14 protein-coding genes and 1 pseudogene are annotated in these 17,436 nt (G+C 71.5%); 10 read left to right on the top strand and 5 right to left on the bottom strand.

Features of this window, described 5'->3' with window-relative positions; translation table 11 throughout:
• Nucleotides 1-554: 554 nt before the first annotated feature.
• Complete coding sequence (locus ABZ261_RS11705) at nt 555-1,535, bottom strand: NADP-dependent oxidoreductase (protein WP_356857888.1); 981 nt, start codon at nt 1,533-1,535, stop codon at nt 555-557.
• Nucleotides 1,536-1,620: 85 nt separating this feature from the next.
• On the opposite strand from ABZ261_RS11705, the gene ABZ261_RS11700 reads away from it, so the two are divergent.
• The 3 genes from ABZ261_RS11700 (at nt 1,621) to ABZ261_RS11690 (ending at nt 4,458) form a co-directional block, all read left to right on the top strand.
• The gene (locus ABZ261_RS11700) at nt 1,621-2,556 is read left to right on the top strand and encodes an AraC family transcriptional regulator (RefSeq protein WP_356857886.1); all 936 of its coding nucleotides are present in this window, start codon (nt 1,621-1,623) and stop codon (nt 2,554-2,556) included.
• Between the two features lie 292 nt (nt 2,557-2,848).
• Nucleotides 2,849-3,301 carry a hypothetical protein gene (locus tag ABZ261_RS11695; RefSeq protein WP_356857884.1) on the top strand — a complete coding sequence of 151 codons (453 nt, stop codon included), beginning with the start codon at nt 2,849-2,851 and terminating at the stop codon, nt 3,299-3,301.
• Between the two features lie 350 nt (nt 3,302-3,651).
• Complete coding sequence (locus ABZ261_RS11690) at nt 3,652-4,458, top strand: hypothetical protein (RefSeq protein WP_356857882.1); 807 nt, start codon at nt 3,652-3,654, stop codon at nt 4,456-4,458.
• Between the two features lie 360 nt (nt 4,459-4,818).
• On the opposite strand, the gene ABZ261_RS11685 is transcribed toward ABZ261_RS11690, so the two are convergent.
• Entirely contained in the window at nt 4,819-5,709 is an 891-nt protein-coding gene (locus ABZ261_RS11685; protein ID WP_356857898.1) for a LysR family transcriptional regulator, read from the bottom strand.
• A 78-nt stretch (nt 5,710-5,787) separates the two neighbouring features.
• On the opposite strand from ABZ261_RS11685, the gene ABZ261_RS11680 reads away from it, so the two are divergent.
• On the top strand, nt 5,788-6,852 hold the full coding sequence (locus tag ABZ261_RS11680) for an EamA family transporter (protein ID WP_356857880.1): 1,065 nt from the start codon (nt 5,788-5,790) through the stop codon (nt 6,850-6,852).
• Between the two features lie 391 nt (nt 6,853-7,243).
• Here ABZ261_RS11680 and ABZ261_RS11675 read toward each other — a convergent pair whose 3' ends face one another.
• Nucleotides 7,244-8,653, bottom strand: a complete 1,410-nt coding sequence (locus ABZ261_RS11675; RefSeq protein WP_356857878.1) for an FG-GAP repeat protein — start codon at nt 8,651-8,653, stop codon at nt 7,244-7,246.
• A 195-nt stretch (nt 8,654-8,848) separates the two neighbouring features.
• On the opposite strand from ABZ261_RS11675, the gene ABZ261_RS11670 reads away from it, so the two are divergent.
• The 3 genes from ABZ261_RS11670 (at nt 8,849) to ABZ261_RS11660 (ending at nt 11,195) form a co-directional block, all read left to right on the top strand.
• Nucleotides 8,849-9,511, top strand: a complete 663-nt coding sequence (locus tag ABZ261_RS11670) for a LysR substrate-binding domain-containing protein (protein ID WP_356857876.1) — start codon at nt 8,849-8,851, stop codon at nt 9,509-9,511.
• 68 nt (nt 9,512-9,579) lie between these two features.
• Complete coding sequence (locus tag ABZ261_RS11665; RefSeq protein ID WP_356857874.1) at nt 9,580-10,572, top strand: helix-turn-helix domain-containing protein; 993 nt, start codon at nt 9,580-9,582, stop codon at nt 10,570-10,572.
• Nucleotides 10,573-10,697: 125 nt separating this feature from the next.
• Nucleotides 10,698-11,195: an RICIN domain-containing protein gene (locus tag ABZ261_RS11660; RefSeq protein WP_356857873.1), complete on the top strand. Its 498-nt coding sequence runs from the start codon at nt 10,698-10,700 to the stop codon at nt 11,193-11,195.
• Nucleotides 11,196-11,433: 238 nt separating this feature from the next.
• Here ABZ261_RS11660 and ABZ261_RS11655 read toward each other — a convergent pair.
• Nucleotides 11,434-11,552 (bottom strand): annotated as a pseudogene (locus ABZ261_RS11655) (aldo/keto reductase); the annotation flags it as partial.
• Nucleotides 11,553-11,770: 218 nt separating this feature from the next.
• On the opposite strand from ABZ261_RS11655, the gene ABZ261_RS11650 reads away from it, so the two are divergent.
• The 3 genes from ABZ261_RS11650 (at nt 11,771) to pgm (ending at nt 16,121) form a co-directional block, all read left to right on the top strand.
• Nucleotides 11,771-13,303 (top strand): MFS transporter, encoded by a 1,533-nt coding sequence (locus ABZ261_RS11650; protein ID WP_356857896.1) that lies wholly within the window; start codon nt 11,771-11,773, stop codon nt 13,301-13,303.
• A 157-nt stretch (nt 13,304-13,460) separates the two neighbouring features.
• Nucleotides 13,461-14,300 carry a chitosanase gene (locus ABZ261_RS11645; RefSeq protein ID WP_356857872.1) on the top strand — a complete coding sequence of 280 codons (840 nt, stop codon included), beginning with the start codon at nt 13,461-13,463 and terminating at the stop codon, nt 14,298-14,300.
• Nucleotides 14,301-14,480: 180 nt separating this feature from the next.
• Nucleotides 14,481-16,121, top strand: coding sequence for a phosphoglucomutase (alpha-D-glucose-1,6-bisphosphate-dependent) (pgm, locus tag ABZ261_RS11640; RefSeq protein ID WP_356857870.1), 1,641 nt, complete (start codon nt 14,481-14,483; stop codon nt 16,119-16,121).
• A gap of 873 nt (nt 16,122-16,994) precedes the next feature.
• Here pgm and ABZ261_RS11635 read toward each other — a convergent pair.
• The gene (locus ABZ261_RS11635; protein WP_356857868.1) at nt 16,995-17,252 is read right to left on the bottom strand and encodes a DUF5133 domain-containing protein; all 258 of its coding nucleotides are present in this window, start codon (nt 17,250-17,252) and stop codon (nt 16,995-16,997) included.
• Nucleotides 17,253-17,436: the final 184 nt, after the last annotated feature.

The raw sequence follows: 17,436 nt of genomic DNA, 5'->3' as shown, positions 1-17,436 counted from the left end.
GCTCATTCCGGGCATGGACGTCAAGCCGCTGATCGCGGAGCTGAGGGACCGCGTCTCGGAGGAGCTGGACTACGGACAGCCGAACCGTCGCTAATCTGAGCTGGTGTCGTTGGTTGTCTCGGCGTCAGCGGTTTCCCGTGGCTCCATGGAACCCATCTGTTCCATGCGCCGGATCTCCCGCTCTGCTGCTTCAAGTGCCCGAGGTCAAGGGCCATCGCGGCGCGCTCGGCGACGTAGTAGACGTCCTGGCGGATCCGACAGTCCCACCCTGGTTGGCGACACAAGGCCAGGAACCGTACTTCGAGACTGAGTTCGATGCGGCCCATCTCGTCCTGGACGTGGACCGGGAGTGCGGCGTGCCGGAGGTCCTTGGCGTAGTCACGCGTCTGCCGGTCGGCCTCGTCGGGCCGGGCTTCGACGGGCGGAGCGCGAGCGTGACCTGCGGAATTCAGAACAGATCTCCACGACCAGCAGTCGAGTCGACCGGCATGCCGAGGTCATTCTCACCAGGCCCACTCAGCACCCCGAAAGCGAGGCGGGGGCGGATTCTCTGCTCAGACAGTTACGACGATCTTGCCGAGCGGGTGCCTGCGGGCATAGTCGATTGCCGCTTCGACGCCGTCGTCGAGTGAGTATCGGCGGGCGATCGGGGTGGAGAGTCGGCCCGCGGTTGCGGCTTCGGCGACGGCCCATGCGCCGTTGGTCTCATCGCCCATTTGCATCACGAAGGCCAGTTTCACGTCGTCGCGTTCCAGGTGCCGGGGTTCCGGCGGGGGGAAGACGATTGAGATCAGCCGGCCGCCCGGGCGCAGGCTGCGTGCCGCCGTAGGCAGGCCGTCGGCGAAGAGCGCAAGGTTGAGGACGACATCGACGCCGGTGGGGTAGCAGTCGTAGCCGACCGTGTGGTGGGCTCCGAGGCTGCGCAGCAGTTCAGCGGCCTCGGTCGTGCGGGCGGTGGCCGTGATCTCGGCGCCGGCTGTGGCCAGGTTCGGAATGAGGGTCAGGCCGACCGCGCCGGTGGCGCCGATGACGAGGACGGACTCGCCTGGGCGAATTTTCGCGGCGTCCATGATGGCCAGTGTGGTGCCGCCCGCGATCGGCAGGGACGCGGCCTGCTCTACGCCGAGGGCGGCCGGGCGGTGGCCCAGTGCAGGCGTGTCCGCCTCGAAGACCGCGTAGTCGGCGAGGGCACCGGTGCTCAGTGACGGCCGTACGAGGTCGGCGGCGAGGCGCAGCTGGCGGGGCAGGGCCATGCCGAAGATCTCGTCGTCCACGCGGAAACGGGTGACGTCCGGCCCGGCTTCGGTGACGGTGCCCGCGAACTCGTTGCCGAGTGTGTAGGGGAACTGCAGGTCGACCAGTTCGCGATAGCCGCCGGTGACGACGCGCATGTCGGTGGGGTTGATCGTCGAGGCGGCGATCTTCACCAGGATCTGGCCGGGGCCGGGGCGTGGGATGGCGAGCTCGGCGATCGTGAGTTGCTCGGGATCTCCGTAGCCGGTCGCGACGAGTGCCCGCATGGTATCGGTTGTCATGACTTCACCGTATGGAGCATCCTGTGAGCAGTCGATGTCTGAACTACTCACTTTCTTGCTCGTTTGCGTCATCTAATCTGAGCGCATGGATCTCGTTGCGGACGTGTTGGAGATCTCCGGCGTGCGGGGCACGATCGGCGCACGGATCGAGGCGGGCGGGAGCTGGTCGATCCCGGTGACAGAGTGCACTACGGCAGTTCTGCACGTGGTTACCGCCGGCAGCGCCTGGCTCGAAAGCAGACACTTGTCGCCGCAGTGCCTGGAGCTGGCGGTGGGCGACGTGGTGCTCATGCCGTACGGGTCGTCGCACATGCTTGGCAGCGCGCCAGGGACGGGTACTTCAGCAGCAGCCGATCCGGCGATGGCGGCCCGGGCGCTCGAGACGGGTGAGGTGATTCGCCTGGGGTCACAGCCCGCCCGCACCCGCATCCTGACCATCAGCTACGGCTGCGACCACACGGTGCGGACCCAGGTCCTCGGCGCGCTGCCGGAGGTGGTGCACATCCGCGGAGACCAGGGTGAGGCCGGTTTCGACGACACCGTCCGGATGATCGGGCGAGAACTGAGTCGCCCACTAATAGCGGGGAGAGCGGTGCTGAACAGCCTGGTCGACGTCATGCTCGTGCAACTCCTGCGCGCCTGGCTCCCTACCCGGTCCGGACATCGTGGCACCTGGCTCGGAGTGCTCGAAGACCCGCTCGTGCGCAGCGCGATGGAACTTCTGCACGCTGAGCCCGGACAGCCATGGACCACAACAACGCTGGCTTCCGCTCTCGGCGTTTCCCGGGCGACCCTGTCCCGCCGGTTCCCGGCAGCCATCGGGCAGAGCCCGGCCACCTACCTGACACAGTGGCGTATGGATCTGGCAGCGGTTCGCCTGCGCAAGACCCAGGACCCGGTCGAGTCCATCGCCGCAGCAGTCGGCTATCAGTCGACTGCTGCCTTCCACAGGGCTTTCGCCCGTTCGCACGGTGTGACACCTGGGCGATACCGCGCCGAGCGACGCGGGGGCAGTTACTGAAAACGGCTGCAGCTCCTTTCGAGGGATAGGCCGAGCTGCGCATTCGCCGGTTCGACTCGACTGCTGGTCGTGGAGATCTGTTCGGAATCCCGCAGGTCACGCTCGCGCTCCGCATGCAGATCGACAGCGTAGAAGACGCAGGTCGCCGCGCCAGCCGCCTTGGTGGCCCAGTCGATCACTCGAGAGCACCCCGATCCGCAGTTCACGCAGGTAGAGCCGTCCCTCGAAAGGAGCTACACCCAACGGTTTTCCCGGGCTCAGCGGACGAACTCATGCCGGCTCGGTGCGGCTCATGATCTCCTCTCACAGCTCGGGTGTCCGCGACGGGGGCTTCTTGATCATTGCGGGTAGCCAACGTGCTGGTCATGGTGGCGGACAACATGGCGCATCTGGTGATCAACGCCGCCGCCCTGAAGGCGCGGGCGGCTTCGAGGTCCTCGTCCCGTTCCGCGAGTTCGCCGCGAAGATCGAGAACCTGCTGTTCCAGCTCGGTGGTGCGGCGTGTGAGCGTCTCGACGTCGGCTGGGGCGCCGAGGCCGGAGGCCTCCCAAGCCGTCTGGCCCAGGGTCTCGGACAGGCGCCGTTCGAGTCGGGTGATGTGGGCGGACAGTCGCCCGTTGCGGCGGTGAGGTTCGCGACGTCGGCCAGCAGCGACTTGCGGCTCACCTGCGTTCCGGTGGTCGTCTGGGCCGGGGGCTGGCCCGCGCGGGCGATGACGGCCGCGTGCAGGTCTCCGTGGCGGTGAATCAGGCTGCGGTGGACGCCGGCGGCGCGGGCCACCGACGAGACGCTGATCTCCTACTAGGCCAAGATCCCTTTCTCGCCACCTGCGGCAGCGCAGCTGCAGCAGCCGGCGAGAAAGATCGTGAGTGAACCCGGATGCGCCCCTCCGCGTCAAACGTGTGAAGCGGGAACAGCGCTGGTCGCTCAGCGAATTCCCGCGACATGCCCTCCAAGGGAGTCCGCCGTCGACCGCCCCACAGAGGACTTATGCACATGCACACGAGGCGCCTCGCCAGCCTGCTGCCGGCACCGCTCCTAGCCGTCTGCCTCCTTGCCGGATGCGGCCATGATCAGCGCACCGACGATGGGCACGTGAACGATCAGTCACTGCGGAAACAGGAGGAACGCGCCCGTCAAGTAGCCGAAGCATGGCGCGGGTCTGCCGCCGCCGCTGCCTGGAAGCAGGGCTACCATCCGATGGCCGACGTAGTGCAGAAGCCGGGCTCCGGCTGGCACAGCAAGGCTGACGAGCACGCCTTCGAGACAAAGAACTTCGTCCTGCGCGGCAGTCTGCCCAGCACTGCCGTCGCCCACGGGGAGGTGGACTGGGGAAGCGGAAAGCCTCTCGTCCGCCCAGTGATCGAAGCGAAGAAGGCGTACCAGTCGTTCGCCCTCAACCGCAGTGACGGACCCCGACTGACCGTGACGGGGGCGAGGCTCGGAACAACGACGATCGTGACGAGTCGCGGTATGGCGACCGTTCCCGCATGGCTGTTCACGCTGGAGAACTACGACGCCCCGCTCAAGCGGGTTGCCGTCGCCCCATCGAAGCTTCCCCGGCCGCCTATCGGACAAGCTCGGCAAAGCTCTGCCGGCGGTCTCAGGCGCATCGCCGGGCTAGCCGGGACGGCGGCAGACGGACGATCCATCACGGTAAGGGCCACACACGGATCCTGCGACGACGGCCCCGTCGTCAAGGCTTTGGAGACGGACGACAGCGTAGTGCTATACGCCTCCATCGCCGGGGCCCGAAGTGGCCCCTGCCCCGCCGACATGATCGAACAGGGCGTGAAAGTGAAGCTGCGGAAGCCGCTCGGTAGCCGCGTCCTCTTGGACGCCCTCACCGGCCGACCGGTGCCGTACGGACGCCCCGACGGGCTGTCGCCGAGCCGGTCATGACCGCAACGCCAGGTGCTCCCACCGGGCCTACGCGTAGCTGACACGTCTGCGACGTTCACCGACAGGCGGCGGCTGCGGTAGGCCTTGGGGTTCATAAGTCCACCGCGGGTGAGGTGCAGACGGCGGGGTCGCGGATGCCTGCGAGCCAGGCGGTCAGTCGCTCCGCCCCTGTGAGCAACCGACGGACGGTCGCCCGGCAGCACCCGGAAGCCGCACAGGCGCGGGAGCCGGCCGGTTCGGCGGAACCGCGCGCCACCAAGTCCCGCTCCGGCCGCGGCCCGGCTGGAGGCGCCGGACGAGCACGCGCCGCACCAGTTGCCGGCCGTGCGAGACGACCGGCACGTAACCGGCCGCCCATGCCTAGCCGTTGTCCCTGACCCCGAGGATGTCGAGCATCGCCCGGGTCGCCGGGCTGGGGTTGAACCGGCTCCACACCAGGTACTCCACCCGGCGCGGCCCGCCGGTCACCGGGACCAGCGCCAGCGCGGGGTCGTCGGCGGCCAGCGTCCGGGCGAACGCCGACGGCAGCAGGGCGACGCCGAGCCCGTGCCCGATCAGCCCGGTGATCAGCTCGACGACACCGGCCTCGTACGCCACGTCGCGGACCACTCCCGCCGCGGCGAACGCCTGGTCGGACTGAGCCCGGGCGGGCGTTCCGGCCACGAAGTCCACGAACGTCTCCGCGGCGATGTCCGGCAGCGTGACCCGGGGCGCGCCCGCCAGCCGGTGCCCGGCCGGCACCACCAGGACGTGCTCGTCGTGATCGAGCACCACGGCCTCCACACCCGAGGGCCGTTCGCTCTCCGGCAGGCCGAGGAAGGCGATGTCCAGATCGCCGTCGCGGACCGCCGCGACCAGGTCGTCGCTGCGTGCGGAACGCAGTGCGACCCGGACCTCGGGGTGCCGGGCGCGATACCGCTGCAGCAGTTCGGGCACGTCGACGGCGGCCGTCGTCACGATCACCCCGATGCCGAGCCGCCCCCGCACCACGCCGGCCGCGGCGGCGGCGTCGGCAGCCGCGCGGCCGGCGGCGGCCAGGCACTCGCGCGCGCCGGCCACGAACGCCGCTCCCGCGCTGGTCAGTTCGACACGACGGCTGGTCCGGGCGAACAGCCTGACCCCGAGCTCCCGTTCCAGGCTCGCGATCCGGTGGCTGAGGGACGACTGCACCACGCGGCAGCGCTCCGCGGCGCGCGTGAAGTTACGGGTTTCGGCGACGGCGACGACGTAGCGCATCTGCTGGAGGTCCACCGGTCGATCGTTGTGGTTCATGGCTGGCATCGCAAGCATGCGTTGGACTCATGACGGGCGGTGCGGAGACTGCATCCCATGCACTCCTCGCCCCGACACTCACCGGACCGGTCGCGGACTCCGTCCGCCCGTCAGGCGGCCACCGCCGCCCTGACCGCACTCGCTCCCGCGTCCTGGGGCACCACGTACGCCGTCACCACGCAGCTGCTGCCGCCGGGGCATCCGCTGTTCGCGGGACTGATGCGCGCCCTGCCCGCCGGGCTGGTCGGGCTGCTGATCACCCGGGTGCTGCCGCGCGGGGACTGGTGGTGGAAGGCCGCCGTCCTCGGCGTGCTCAACATCGGCGGCATGCCCCTGCTGTTCGTGGCGGCCGAACGGCTCCCCGGCGGTGTCGCCGCCACCCTCGGCGCCGCCCAGCCGCTGCTGGTCGCAGGCCTGGGCATGGCGGTGCTCCATGACCGGCCCACGGCCTGGCAGCTGGCCTGGGGCGTCCTCGGCGTGCTCGGCGTCGGACTCGTCGTGCTCGGCCCGCAGGCCCGGCTGGACCCGGTCGGGGTACTGGCCGGCCTCGGCCACACGGCCGCCATGGCCGGCGGGGTCGTGCTCACCAAGCGCTGGGGCCGTCCGGCGGGGGCCGGCCCGCTGACCCTGGCCGGGTGGCAACTGACGGTCGGCGGCCTGCTGCTGCTCGGGCCGACCGTCGCGTTCGAGGGGGTGCCGCAGCGCATCGACGCCGCAGCGGCCGGCGGCTACCTCTGGCTCGGCAGCATGGGCGGGCTCATCGCCTACACCCTGTGGTTCCGCGGCATCGGACGACTTCCCGTCGGCGCGTCCGCACCGCTCGTCCTGCTGTCCCCGCTGGTCGCGGCCCTCATCGGCATCGCGCTCGGTGAGTCACCGAGCCTGCTCCAGGTCCTCGGATTCGTCCTCGCCCTGGCCGCCCTGCCGGCCGCCCAGCTCAACGCCCCCCGCCTGCCGGGCCGCAGGATGCGCGGGGGACCGGCAGCAGATCACATCCGTCAGGAGGAGCACCGCCATGCAGAGTCCGGTCAAGCCCCCGCCTGCCACGGCTGCGACGGGGGCCGGTGGCCTGGTCCGCTCCCGGCAGCGGATCGTCGCCGCCGGGGGAGACGACCGAGCTGATCCGGTGCGGCGAGAGTATGGAGCAGCTGCGGCTGGACATGGGCGAGAAGCACCAGTACGGCGCCGGTTGCGGTGCCGGCCGAGCCGTCCGCCCACGCCCGTCGGCGTGGGTACGGCGCCGCTGGCGCAGATACGCCTCGAAGACCGCGGATGCCCGACACCATCGACCGTGCCCCCGCCATCACTCGCAGCCGCCCGGCCGCGGTCGCGGGCTGCCGCGGGTCTCGGACTTCGAGGAGGGCGGCTTGGGAGGCCGTGTGGTGCGGGCCACCGTTCTGCTGCCGGGAGAGGCCGATCGGCCTTCGGCCCGGTCACACGCTGTCCCCGGTGGTCCGGGGCCCAGCGTGTGTCAGCCGCTCAACCGTGGATACGGTGGTTCGCTCGACCGGGATCAACCTGCGAGGTGACGCCCGAGGTTGGGGGAGCCGGTGGTGGAGACTCCGGTGCCCGTGGGGGTGATGCCGGGAGTGCCGCTGGGAGCGATGACCCCGTCCGAGCGGAGGTAGGCGACGGCGCCGTCACCGGTGTTCTCGCCGGGAACGCCGACGATGAGGTCCTCGTTGCGGTCGTTGTTGGTGTCGGCGATCTGGACGGCATCGCCGAAGTGGTCGCCTGTCTCGTCGTTGCCCGCGACTCCCGTGCTGCTCTGGGCCAGGAACTGGGGGTCCGTTCCGGCCGTGGGCCTTGCGCCGATGAGCCCTTCGGGCCCGCCGTAGAGGACGGTGACGGCACCGGTTCCGGTGGCGCCGCCCAGGCTTTCACCGGGGGCGCCGATGGCGAGGTTCTGGTAGCCGTAACCGGCGCGGCTGACCGAGAGCGAGGCGCCGAAGCGGTCTCCCGTCTCACTGGTGTCGGGAATGCCGGGTGTGTCCTGCGTGATGGTGTACGAGGGAGTGGCCGAGGGCGCGCTCTCGGTGCCGTTGTAGACGCGGACGACGCCCCCTGCTTCGTCGGGGGAGCCGATGGCGATGTCGTAGTGCGAGTCGTGGTCGAAGTCACCTATCGCGGCGGAGCTGCCGGACGGCAGTTTGGTGGCACTGGCGCCGTTCAGGCCCGAGGCGGAGCCGAGAGCGACGTACGTCGTGGGTCCGGTGACGACGAGGTCGGCGATCACATCGCCGCCCCCGACATTGCCGGCCGCGAGCGACACCGGAGCCGTCGTGACCCAGGACGGCGGCACGAAGCGGTAGCTGCCGCCCGTGGCACCTGACTTGCTGAACCCTCCGCGGAAGATGTCGATGGTGGGCGTGGTGGAGCCGATGGCCAGGTCCGGCTTGCCGTCACTGTCGACGAGGGAGGCCAGCACACGTCCGAACTTGTCGTGCGAGGAGGGCGCGGGATCGGCGATCGTCGTACCGCTGGTGAGGCCGGTCTCGGAACCCCACAGGATGGCGACGGCCCCCCCGTCGGTGTCGGTGCCGACATCCTCGCCCGGGCTGCCGACGGCAAGATCACCGTAACCGTCGCCGTTGAAGTCCTCGACCGCGATGGCGCCCCCGAAGTTGTCCCCGCTCTCGGCGGTGCCGGGGACACCCGCGCTGTCCTGGCTGATGACGACGCTCCTGGCGGAGGACGGGTCGCTGACGCCGCCGTAGACGACGACGACCTGGCCGGCGCCCGAGCGTCCGCCCACGTAGCTGCCGGGAGCGGCGACGGCGATGTCGCGGTAGCCGTCGCCGTTGAAGTCTCCGTGCGCTCCCGGTACGAGCGCGGCGGCGGTGCCCGCCGCGGCGGCGAGCAGTCCGCTGGTCAGTGTTGCGGCCGTGGCGGTGGCCAAAACGGTACGGAGGCGCTGGTGCACGCCGAGTCCTCCTGGTTCTCGTTGATCGCCGCATCGTCCGGGGTGTCGCCCTGACGTGCGGCGTTGACGGAAAGGAGACCACTGAGGTGGATCAAGGGTTGCACGAGGGTGAACGGCTGAGACGGACGGTCGCCGCTTGGTTCGTCCGGAACGGGCCCGTCGCGGGCCGGGTGGCGGCCGGCACGCCCCATCGCTGTGCGCCACCCGGTCACCGACCGTGATCGCCGCCCCGGCCACCCGCTGGCCGCCCGTGACCGTCCGGCTGCCTGGGGCGATCCAGCGACCGAGCACTTCTTTCTCGTCGAGGAGGGCTGCACGTGCAGCGACGCCTTCGAACGGCGACTGCGCGCCGCGCCCGGCGCGGGCCCGCCAGTCACCCGGTCCGGCAGCGTGGACGCGGCCCGCTCCTGCGCCGCGGCGGGCCCCGGCCCTGACCCTGCTGCCAATGACGACCGTCGCCGAGACCTGCGCGACGCCACGGCTGCGCCGGATCGCCCTCGGCGGGTAGCCCCCCGCCGACGTACCCGTATGCCCGGGCCGGCCCGGCCCGGCACCGCCGCCGCTGGGCGGCGCCCGCCGCCCTCCGGTACTCGCCAGCCAGGCGGGGGACTGACCGCGAGGGCCAAGGTCCTTCAAGACCGGTGGCTGCGGCAGGCGGCCGCGGCCACCCTCGAACGGTGGCCTCATCTCCGTGCCGAAAGCGTCGGCCGCCGGGCGCGCCGCGGGCACGACTCGGTCGTCCCGCGCAGGGGCGGGGGACGACCGAGCCGGCCGCATGGCCACACCGTGAGGTTCACGCGTCCTCTCCTTCACTTACACAGCGTCCGCAGGCAAGAATCGACGCGGTGGCTGAGGTGACCTCGGCGTGCTCGGGCGTCGGTCGGGTGCCTCGGCGAGAGGTTGGGAGCCGCAGTTTGATCGGAACCGTGTTCCGCAGCGAGGACGTGCCTGCGCAGGAGCGCTTCGACCGCTGGCGCACGTTACTGGATCAGAGCCGCTCGAGCGAGGTCACCAGTTGCTATGCCGCCGACTTCCGGGCCGAGTGTCGCAGGCTGGAACTGGGGCCGACGACCGTGCTGGCGATGTCCTGTGCTCCGGCACGCTACCGGCGCAGTACACGCATGGTGCAGTACTCGGACGCCGAGCAATACCACCTGTCCCTGTTACTCGATGGCGAGATGCGAATCGACCACGCGGGGCAGACCCAAGTGTTCCGCCCGGGGGACTGGCACCTCGTCGACAACGCACGACCGTACGACCTGCGGCTCGCCGACGACGGAAGAGGCGGCGTTGTCAGAGGAGTGGGGCTCGACCTCCCCAAGGCGCTGCTGCCGATTCCGTCCCACCAGGTTCACAGGCTGCTCGGCCGGCGGCTTCCGGGACACGAGGGCACGGGCGCGCTACTGACGGAATATGTCCTCGGCGTCGAGCGTCAGGCCGGGGGCCTGCGGCCCGTTGACGCACCGCGCCTCGGCACCGTGGTACTCGATCTGCTGTCGACCTGGATCGCCCAGTTGCTGGAGACCGAAGCCGCCGTCCCGCCGGAGGCCCGTCACAGCGCGAAGATGGAAAGCATCATGGCGTTCATCAGGCGTAATCTGCACGATCCGAGCCTGACCCCTCCTGCCATAGCTGCTGCGCACCACATCTCCCTCAGCTACCTGCACCGCATCTTCCGGCAGCACACGCGGGGCGAATCGGTAGCGGCGTGGATCCGCAGACAGCGACTCGAAGGAACGCTCCGCGACCTCGCCGACCCCGCACTGCGGGACACGCCCATTCACCTGATCGGCACCCGCTGGGGCCTCACCCGCGCCTCCGACTTCACCCGAGCGTTCCGCACGGCCTACGGGCTTTCCCCCCGCGCCTTCCGCATCCAGGCGTTCAGCACCTGTCGGAGCCCCGCGACCCGGCCGTAGGCCGCGGAAGGCACTGCTGTGCACGGAATGCCAAAACAACAGTGAACCGGGTGCCAACGACAGCACGACGGCGCCCACGGCATAGTCGATCAGGCACACACGCCGCACCAACCCCATCACCCTCGGTGCTTGATGGAGGACACATGTCCAAGCCCACCAGACTGCTCCTGTCCCTGGCCGCCGCTCTTGGTCTCACGGCCGTGGGAGTGGCAACGGCCGGCACCGCCTCAGCGGTCGAGCCGAACATAGTGAACAGCGATCTGAGAAGCGGGGCCAGCCTGTGCGCCACGCCGTACGGCGGCAGCGGAGCCGACGGTACGTACGTCACTCAGTGGACGTGCAACGGCGACTCCAGTCAGCGCTGGTCCTGGTCGGGGAGCCGCATCGTCAACCAGGCCAGCGGAAAGTGCCTGACCCCCAGTGGCGGCGGCAAGGCGAACGGAACGATCCTCACGCTGTGGACGTGCAACGGCGATCCAAGCCAGTCGTGGGACTACGCCTCCGGCTACCTGAGGAACAAGAACAGCGGTAAGTTCATCACCTCTTACGGCGGCAGTGCGAGCGACGGGGCGAATCTCACCTTGTGGGAGTACAGCGGCAACGACGCCCAGCACTGGCGTTGAGCCGCCGCCGGGAGAGGAGTTCGCCCCCTTCGGCACAGGGCGGCCCGTCGCTTGACCAGCCCTCCGGCTGACGCAGGAAGGGCGGCCGAGGGAGCCGTGCACCCCGTCTTCGGGTAGCCGGGCCACGTTGCCGTGGCCCGGCTACCCGACTGAAACGCGCCCGACGACGGATGACCGGACGACTGTACTTCCGGGAGCCGCCGCACTGCCCGTAGGGGCCGGCCACATGTCCCCGCCGGTCGTGGTGGGTGGTCCCGAGGTCGAAGGCGCGCGCAGCGCGCTCTCGCGCTGGGTCTCGAACGGGCGGTCGTCGCCGAAGTCGTGCCAGTACCCCAGGGGCAGGACGGGGAGGCCGACGTCATCGGATCTTCTCCGGGGGGGGGGGATCGGATCTTCTCCGGGGGGCCGTAGGACTCGCCCGCGGGGGTGCGCACGAGCGCATCCAGCCTGCGTCGCCGGAGCCGCGCGCTCCGACCGCCGCCCTGGTCCGGATCAAGCGGTTCCGTTTGTGAATCGAAGATCGGGGCAGGCGACGGTTCGTGCAACGAGAGGAAGGAGCGCTCGTGAGCCGTGCGATGCCAGGTGAGGAACGGCGAAACCGGGGCGCATCACGCGTACCGGACACCGTGGCGCGGCTGCCGCGCCAGGTCCGCGAGGAACTGACCCGCAGGCTCCGCCGCAACCGGCGGGCCTTCGCCGCCGACGACGTCCAGGTCGTCGAGCCGCCCCTGCTCAGGCGCGCCGTCGGCGCCTCCGCGCTCGGCAACTGCATGGAGTGGTTCGACTTCGGCGTCTACAGCTACCTCGCCGCCACCATCGGCAAGGTGTTCTTCCCGGGCGCCTCCCCGGCCGCCCAGCTCCTGTCCTCCTTCGCGACGTTCGCCGCCGCCTTCGTGGTGCGGCCGCTCGGCGGCCTGGTCTTCGGGCCGCTCGGCGACCGGCTCGGCCGGCAGAAGGTGCTCGCGACGACCATGATCATGATGGCGGTCGGCACCTTCGCCATCGGCGTCATCCCCGGCTACGCCACGATCGGCATCGCCGCGCCCGTGCTGCTCCTGCTCGCCCGCATGGTGCAGGGCTTCTCCACCGGCGGCGAGTACGGCGGCGCCACCACCTTCGTCGCCGAGTACTCCCCGGACCGCCGGCGCGGATTCCTCTCCAGCTGGCTGGACTTCGGCACCTTCGTCGGCTACGCCCTCGGTTCCGCCCTGGTGACCGGGCTGAACCTGGCCCTGACGGACGACCAGATGCTGTCCTGGGGCTGGCGCGTCCCCTTCCTGATCGCCGGACCGCTCGGTGTGATCGGCCTGTACATGCGGCTCAAGCTGGAGGAGTCCCCGGCCTTCCAGCAGCAGCTGGACGACCACGAGAAGGCCCTGGCCCAGGAGTCGGCGGGCAGCGAGTTCCGGGACATCGTCCGCAACCACTGGCGGTCCCTGCTGGTCTGCATGGGCCTGGTGCTGCTCTACAACGTCACCAACTACATGGTCACCGGCTACCTCCCGACCTATCAGACCGAGACCCTGCACCGCTCCAGCGGCTCCGCGGACGTCCTGGTGCTCGTCGGCATGGTGTGGATCGTGGTGCTGATCACCTTCCTCGGCCGGCTCAGCGACCGCGTCGGCCGCCGGCCCCTCTACGCCGTCGCCGCGGCCGCGATGATCGTGCTGGCCGTGCCCTCCTTCCTGCTGATCAAGGCGCACGGCACCTGGCCGCCGATCCTCGGGGTGCTGCTGCTGTCCACGCTGCTGGCGTGCTTCGCCGCGCCCAGCGCGGCCACCCTGCCCGCCCTGTTCCCGACCGCCGTCCGCTACGCGGCCATGGGCATCGGCTTCAACGTCGCCGTCGCCGCGTTCGGCGGCACCACCCCGCTGGTCACCACCGCATTGGTCGACCTCACCGGCGACGACCTGATGCCCGCCTACTACCTGATGCTGGCGGGCGCCATCGGCCTGCTCACCGTCCGCTTCCTGCCGGAGAGCGCCCAGGTGCCGCTCAAGGGCTCGCAGCCGATGGTCGGCTCCCGCGAGGAGAAGCGCGAACTCATCACCGCGTCCGAGGAGTTGTACGCGCTGACGCGGGAGCGGGAGAAGGTGCGGCAGGGCTGAGCCGGTCCGGGGGGCGGGCGGAAGGCGGAGCTTGTTCTATCGTACGAACTTCCCGTGAACCGGGTGACCGGCCGCTCGGGGCTCTGATAGGAAACTTTCCTACCAGTGGTCGGATCTCCCCAACGCCTACCCCCCACCCCCCGTTTGGAGCCCCTCAGTGGTGCACGCACACCGCGGAACCTCAGCCCCCGCCCGGCTCTCCCGGCGCACCGTCGCCGCCGCGCTCGGCGCGGTCGCCACGGGCGCCCTGTTCGGAGTCTCCCGCGCCGGCGCGGCCCCCTCCGCCGCGCCGGGCCTGGACGACCCGGCGAAGAAGGAGATCGCCATGCAGCTGGTGTCGAGCGCGGAGAACTCCTCGCTCGACTGGAAGGCCCAGTACGCCTACATCGAGGACATCGGCGACGGCCGCGGCTACACCGCCGGCATCATCGGCTTCTGCTCCGGCACCGGCGACATGCTCGACCTGGTCCAGCTCTACACCGACCGCAAACCCGGCAACGTCCTCGCCGCGTACCTGCCCGCCCTGCGCCGCGTCGACGGCACCGACTCGCACGAGGGCCTCGACCCGGACTTCCCCGCCGCCTGGCGCAGGGCCGCTCAGGATTCCGCGTTCCAGCAGGCGCAGAACGACGAACGCGACCGCGTCTACTTCAACCCCGCGGTCGCCCGGGGCAAGGCGGACGGCCTGCGCGCGCTGGGCCAGTTCGCCTACTACGACGCCCTGGTGATGCACGGCGACGGCGACGACCCGACCAGCTTCCGCAGCATCCGCGAGCGCGCCCTGCGCAGCGCCCAGCCGCCGGCCCGGGGCGGCGACGAGACGACATACCTCGACGCCTTCCTCGACGCCCGGGTCTGGGCGATGAAGCAGGAGGAGGCGCACAGCGACACCAGCCGGGTCGACACCGCTCAGCGGGTGTTCCTGCGCCAGGGCAACCTCGACCTGAACCCCCCGCTCGACTGGAAGGTCTACGGGGACAGCTACCACATCGGCTGACCGGCGACCGGACGCCGGCGCCCGTCGCAAGCGCACGTTCCGGCGGGCCGGCGGGGGCGGCCGCCGCGCCCCCGCCGGCCGTGCGCGTCCCTGCGGCCGGGGCGCGCTCGCATGGCACGCCCACGAGGGGAAAGATGGGCGGTGAGCGAACCAACCCACCGATGCGGAGGAACGGAACTCATGCCGCACGAGCGCGCCGGCCGGCCGGCCGGCCCCGAGGACCTCGTCGACGTGGCCCGGCTGGTCACGGCGTACTACACGCTGCACCCCGACACGTCCGACCCCGGACAGCGGGTGGCGTTCGGCACCTCGGGGCACCGCGGCTCGTCCCTGGCGAGCGCCTTCACCGAGGACCACATCGCCGCCACCAGCCAGGCCATCTGCGAGTACCGCGCCGCCCAGGGCACCGACGGGCCGCTCTTCCTGGGCGCCGACACCCACGCCCTGTCGGAGCCCGCGAAGGTCACCGCGCTGGAGGTGTTCGCCGCCAACGGCGTGACCGTGCTCATCGACGACGCGGACGGCTACACGCCCACGCCGGCCGTCTCGCACGCCATCCTCACGCACAACCGCGGCCGCACCTCGGGTCTCGCCGACGGCGTCGTCGTCACCCCGTCGCACAACCCGCCCGCCGACGGCGGCTTCAAGTACAACCCGCCGAGCGGTGGCCCGGCCGCCTCCGACGCCACGTCCTGGATCCAGGACCGCGCCAACCAGATCATCGCGGGCGGCCTGAAGGACGTGCGCCGGCTCCCGTACGCCCGCGCGCTCGCCGCCGACACCACCCGGCGGTACGACTTCCTCGGCACGTACGTCGGCGACCTGCCGAGCGTGCTGGACCTGGACGCCGTCCGCGCGGCCGGCGTGCGCATCGGCGCCGACCCGCTCGGCGGGGCCTCCGTCGCCTACTGGGGCCGGATCGCCGAACAGCACGGCCTCGACCTCACGGTGGTCAACCCGCACACCGACCCCACCTGGCGGTTCATGACGCTGGACTGGGACGGCCAGATCCGCATGGACTGCTCCTCGCCGTACGCGATGGCCTCCCTCATCGAGCAGCGCGACCGCTTCGCCATCGCCACCGGCAACGACGCCGACGCCGACCGGCACGGCATCGTCACCCCGGACGCCGGCCTGATGAACCCCAACCACTACCTCGCGGTGGCCATCTCCTACCTCTACCGGCACCGCGAGCAGTGGCCGGCCGCCGCGGGCGTCGGCAAGACCCTGGTCTCCTCCACGATGATCGACCGCGTGGCCGCCGACCTCGGCCGCCGGCTGGTCGAAGTGCCGGTCGGGTTCAAGTGGTTCGTGGACGGGCTCGTCACCGGCGACCTCGGGTTCGGCGGCGAGGAGTCGGCCGGCGCGTCCTTCCTGCGCCGGGACGGCTCGGTGTGGACCACCGACAAGGACGGCATCATCCTGGCCCTGCTCGCCTCCGAGATCACGGCCGTCACCGGCAAGACCCCGTCGGAGCACTACGCCGAACTGACCGCGCGCTTCGGCGAGCCCGCCTACGCCCGCATCGACGCGCCCGCGACCCGCGAGCAGAAGGCACTGCTCGCCAAGCTGTCGCCGGCGCAGGTCACCGCCGACACCCTGGCCGGAGAGCCGGTCACCGCCGTCCTCACCGAGGCCCCGGGCAACGGCGCCGCGCTCGGCGGCATCAAGGTCACCACGGACAGCGCCTGGTTCGCCGCCCGGCCGTCGGGCACGGAGGACGTCTACAAGGTGTACGCCGAGTCCTTCCTCGGCCCCGACCACCTCGCCCGGGTGCAGGAGGAGGCCCAGGCCGTGGTGCTGGGGGCGCTGGGCGGCTGAGGCGTCCGCGGGGCGGCCTCCGCAGCGGCGCCGCCCCGCCTTCCCCCGCGGGACCGCCCCCGCTCAGGTCCGGCCGTGTCCGTGCGCCGTCCGGCCGAGCACGACGTCCGCCATGGCCGCCTCGTCCTGGCGTCGGGGTGCGCCCAGGCCGCGGGGGAGGCCGGCGCCTGTCGTGGCCGGCGGTGGGCCCGCAGGCGCCCGACCGCCCGGCCCTGTCCGCGGCGGCCACCACGCGCAGCATCAGGCACAGCCGCTTCCCGGCGTCCCGCGGGCCGGAGAAGTCACGGCGGGCGAAGGGGACTTGCGGGAAGGAGCCGCTGCCGTCGCCGGGCGGGTGGTCCGGGTCGCCGACGACGGCCGTGCGGGCGTGGCGGCGCCCGGGCGTGCACGGCCCTCAGCGGATGCGGCCGCGGCGCGGTGCGCGCGACGGGGAGCACCGGCCGGTCGTGGCCAGCCGCCGTGTACGCGCGCTCGCGATGATCGCCGGCCGGGTGCTGGGCGCGGGGCGGGCGCAGGCGGCGATGGTCGTGGCGCCGCCGCAGCGGTCACCCGCGGCCGGGCCGCCACGAGCGACGGGGAGGTGTGGTCCGGGCGGGCGCGACCGGCGTCCACCTGCCGGGGGATGCCGGGGCCCGAGGTGGAGGAGTCGCCGAGCGCGGCGTGGGCGACCCGCGCGGCCTGCCCGGCGGGCCGCGCCGCGGCGGGCGCGATGGGCAGGCCCGCCTCCCCCCGGCACCTTCGCGCGTTCGAGCGGGCCCATATACCGTCGGGTGGTACCGCCGACCGGAAGCAGGGGGTGGCGAGTTCAGGGGGAGAGGCGGGCAACCGCCGGGGAGGCGCGCCGTGTCGCGGGGGCCTCGGGCGGGGTCGGGTTCAGACTCCGGAGGTCTGCTCGGCGGGGACGGACGCCTGGAGCAGGGAGTCGTCCTCCGGGCGGGCCCCGGAGAGGCGGTGGCGGGCGGCGATCAGGGCCATGTCGACGTCCCGGGTGCCGGTGGCCACGCAGAGCGTGTAGGAGATGTCCGCGAGCCGCTGCCGGGCCTGCGGGGTGCTCTCGTCGGCACCGAGCAGAGTGAGGGCCTCGTACTGGGCAATGAGGTCCTGCAGTACCGCGGGGTGTGCCATGAGCATGTGTTCCGCCCTCCTGAGGGGGTCACCGATCTGTGAAGTCGCAGCGCGCTTACCCCCGCGATCGCCGTGCATGCCTGCGCCCGCCGCACGACTGTCCACCGAGGCCGGGCAAGGTGGCGGGGTGCGGGGCCGGAGGGCCCGCGCCCCGGCCGACGCACCGGCGGGCTCAGTGGGGCCGCGCGCT

It is taken from the genome of Streptomyces sp. NPDC006193 (assembly GCF_040613915.1).
Classification (GTDB): Bacteria; Actinomycetota; Actinomycetes; order Streptomycetales; family Streptomycetaceae; genus Streptomyces.
Note: the sequence above shows the minus strand (reverse complement) of the source record. Positions and strands in the feature narration are given on the sequence as shown.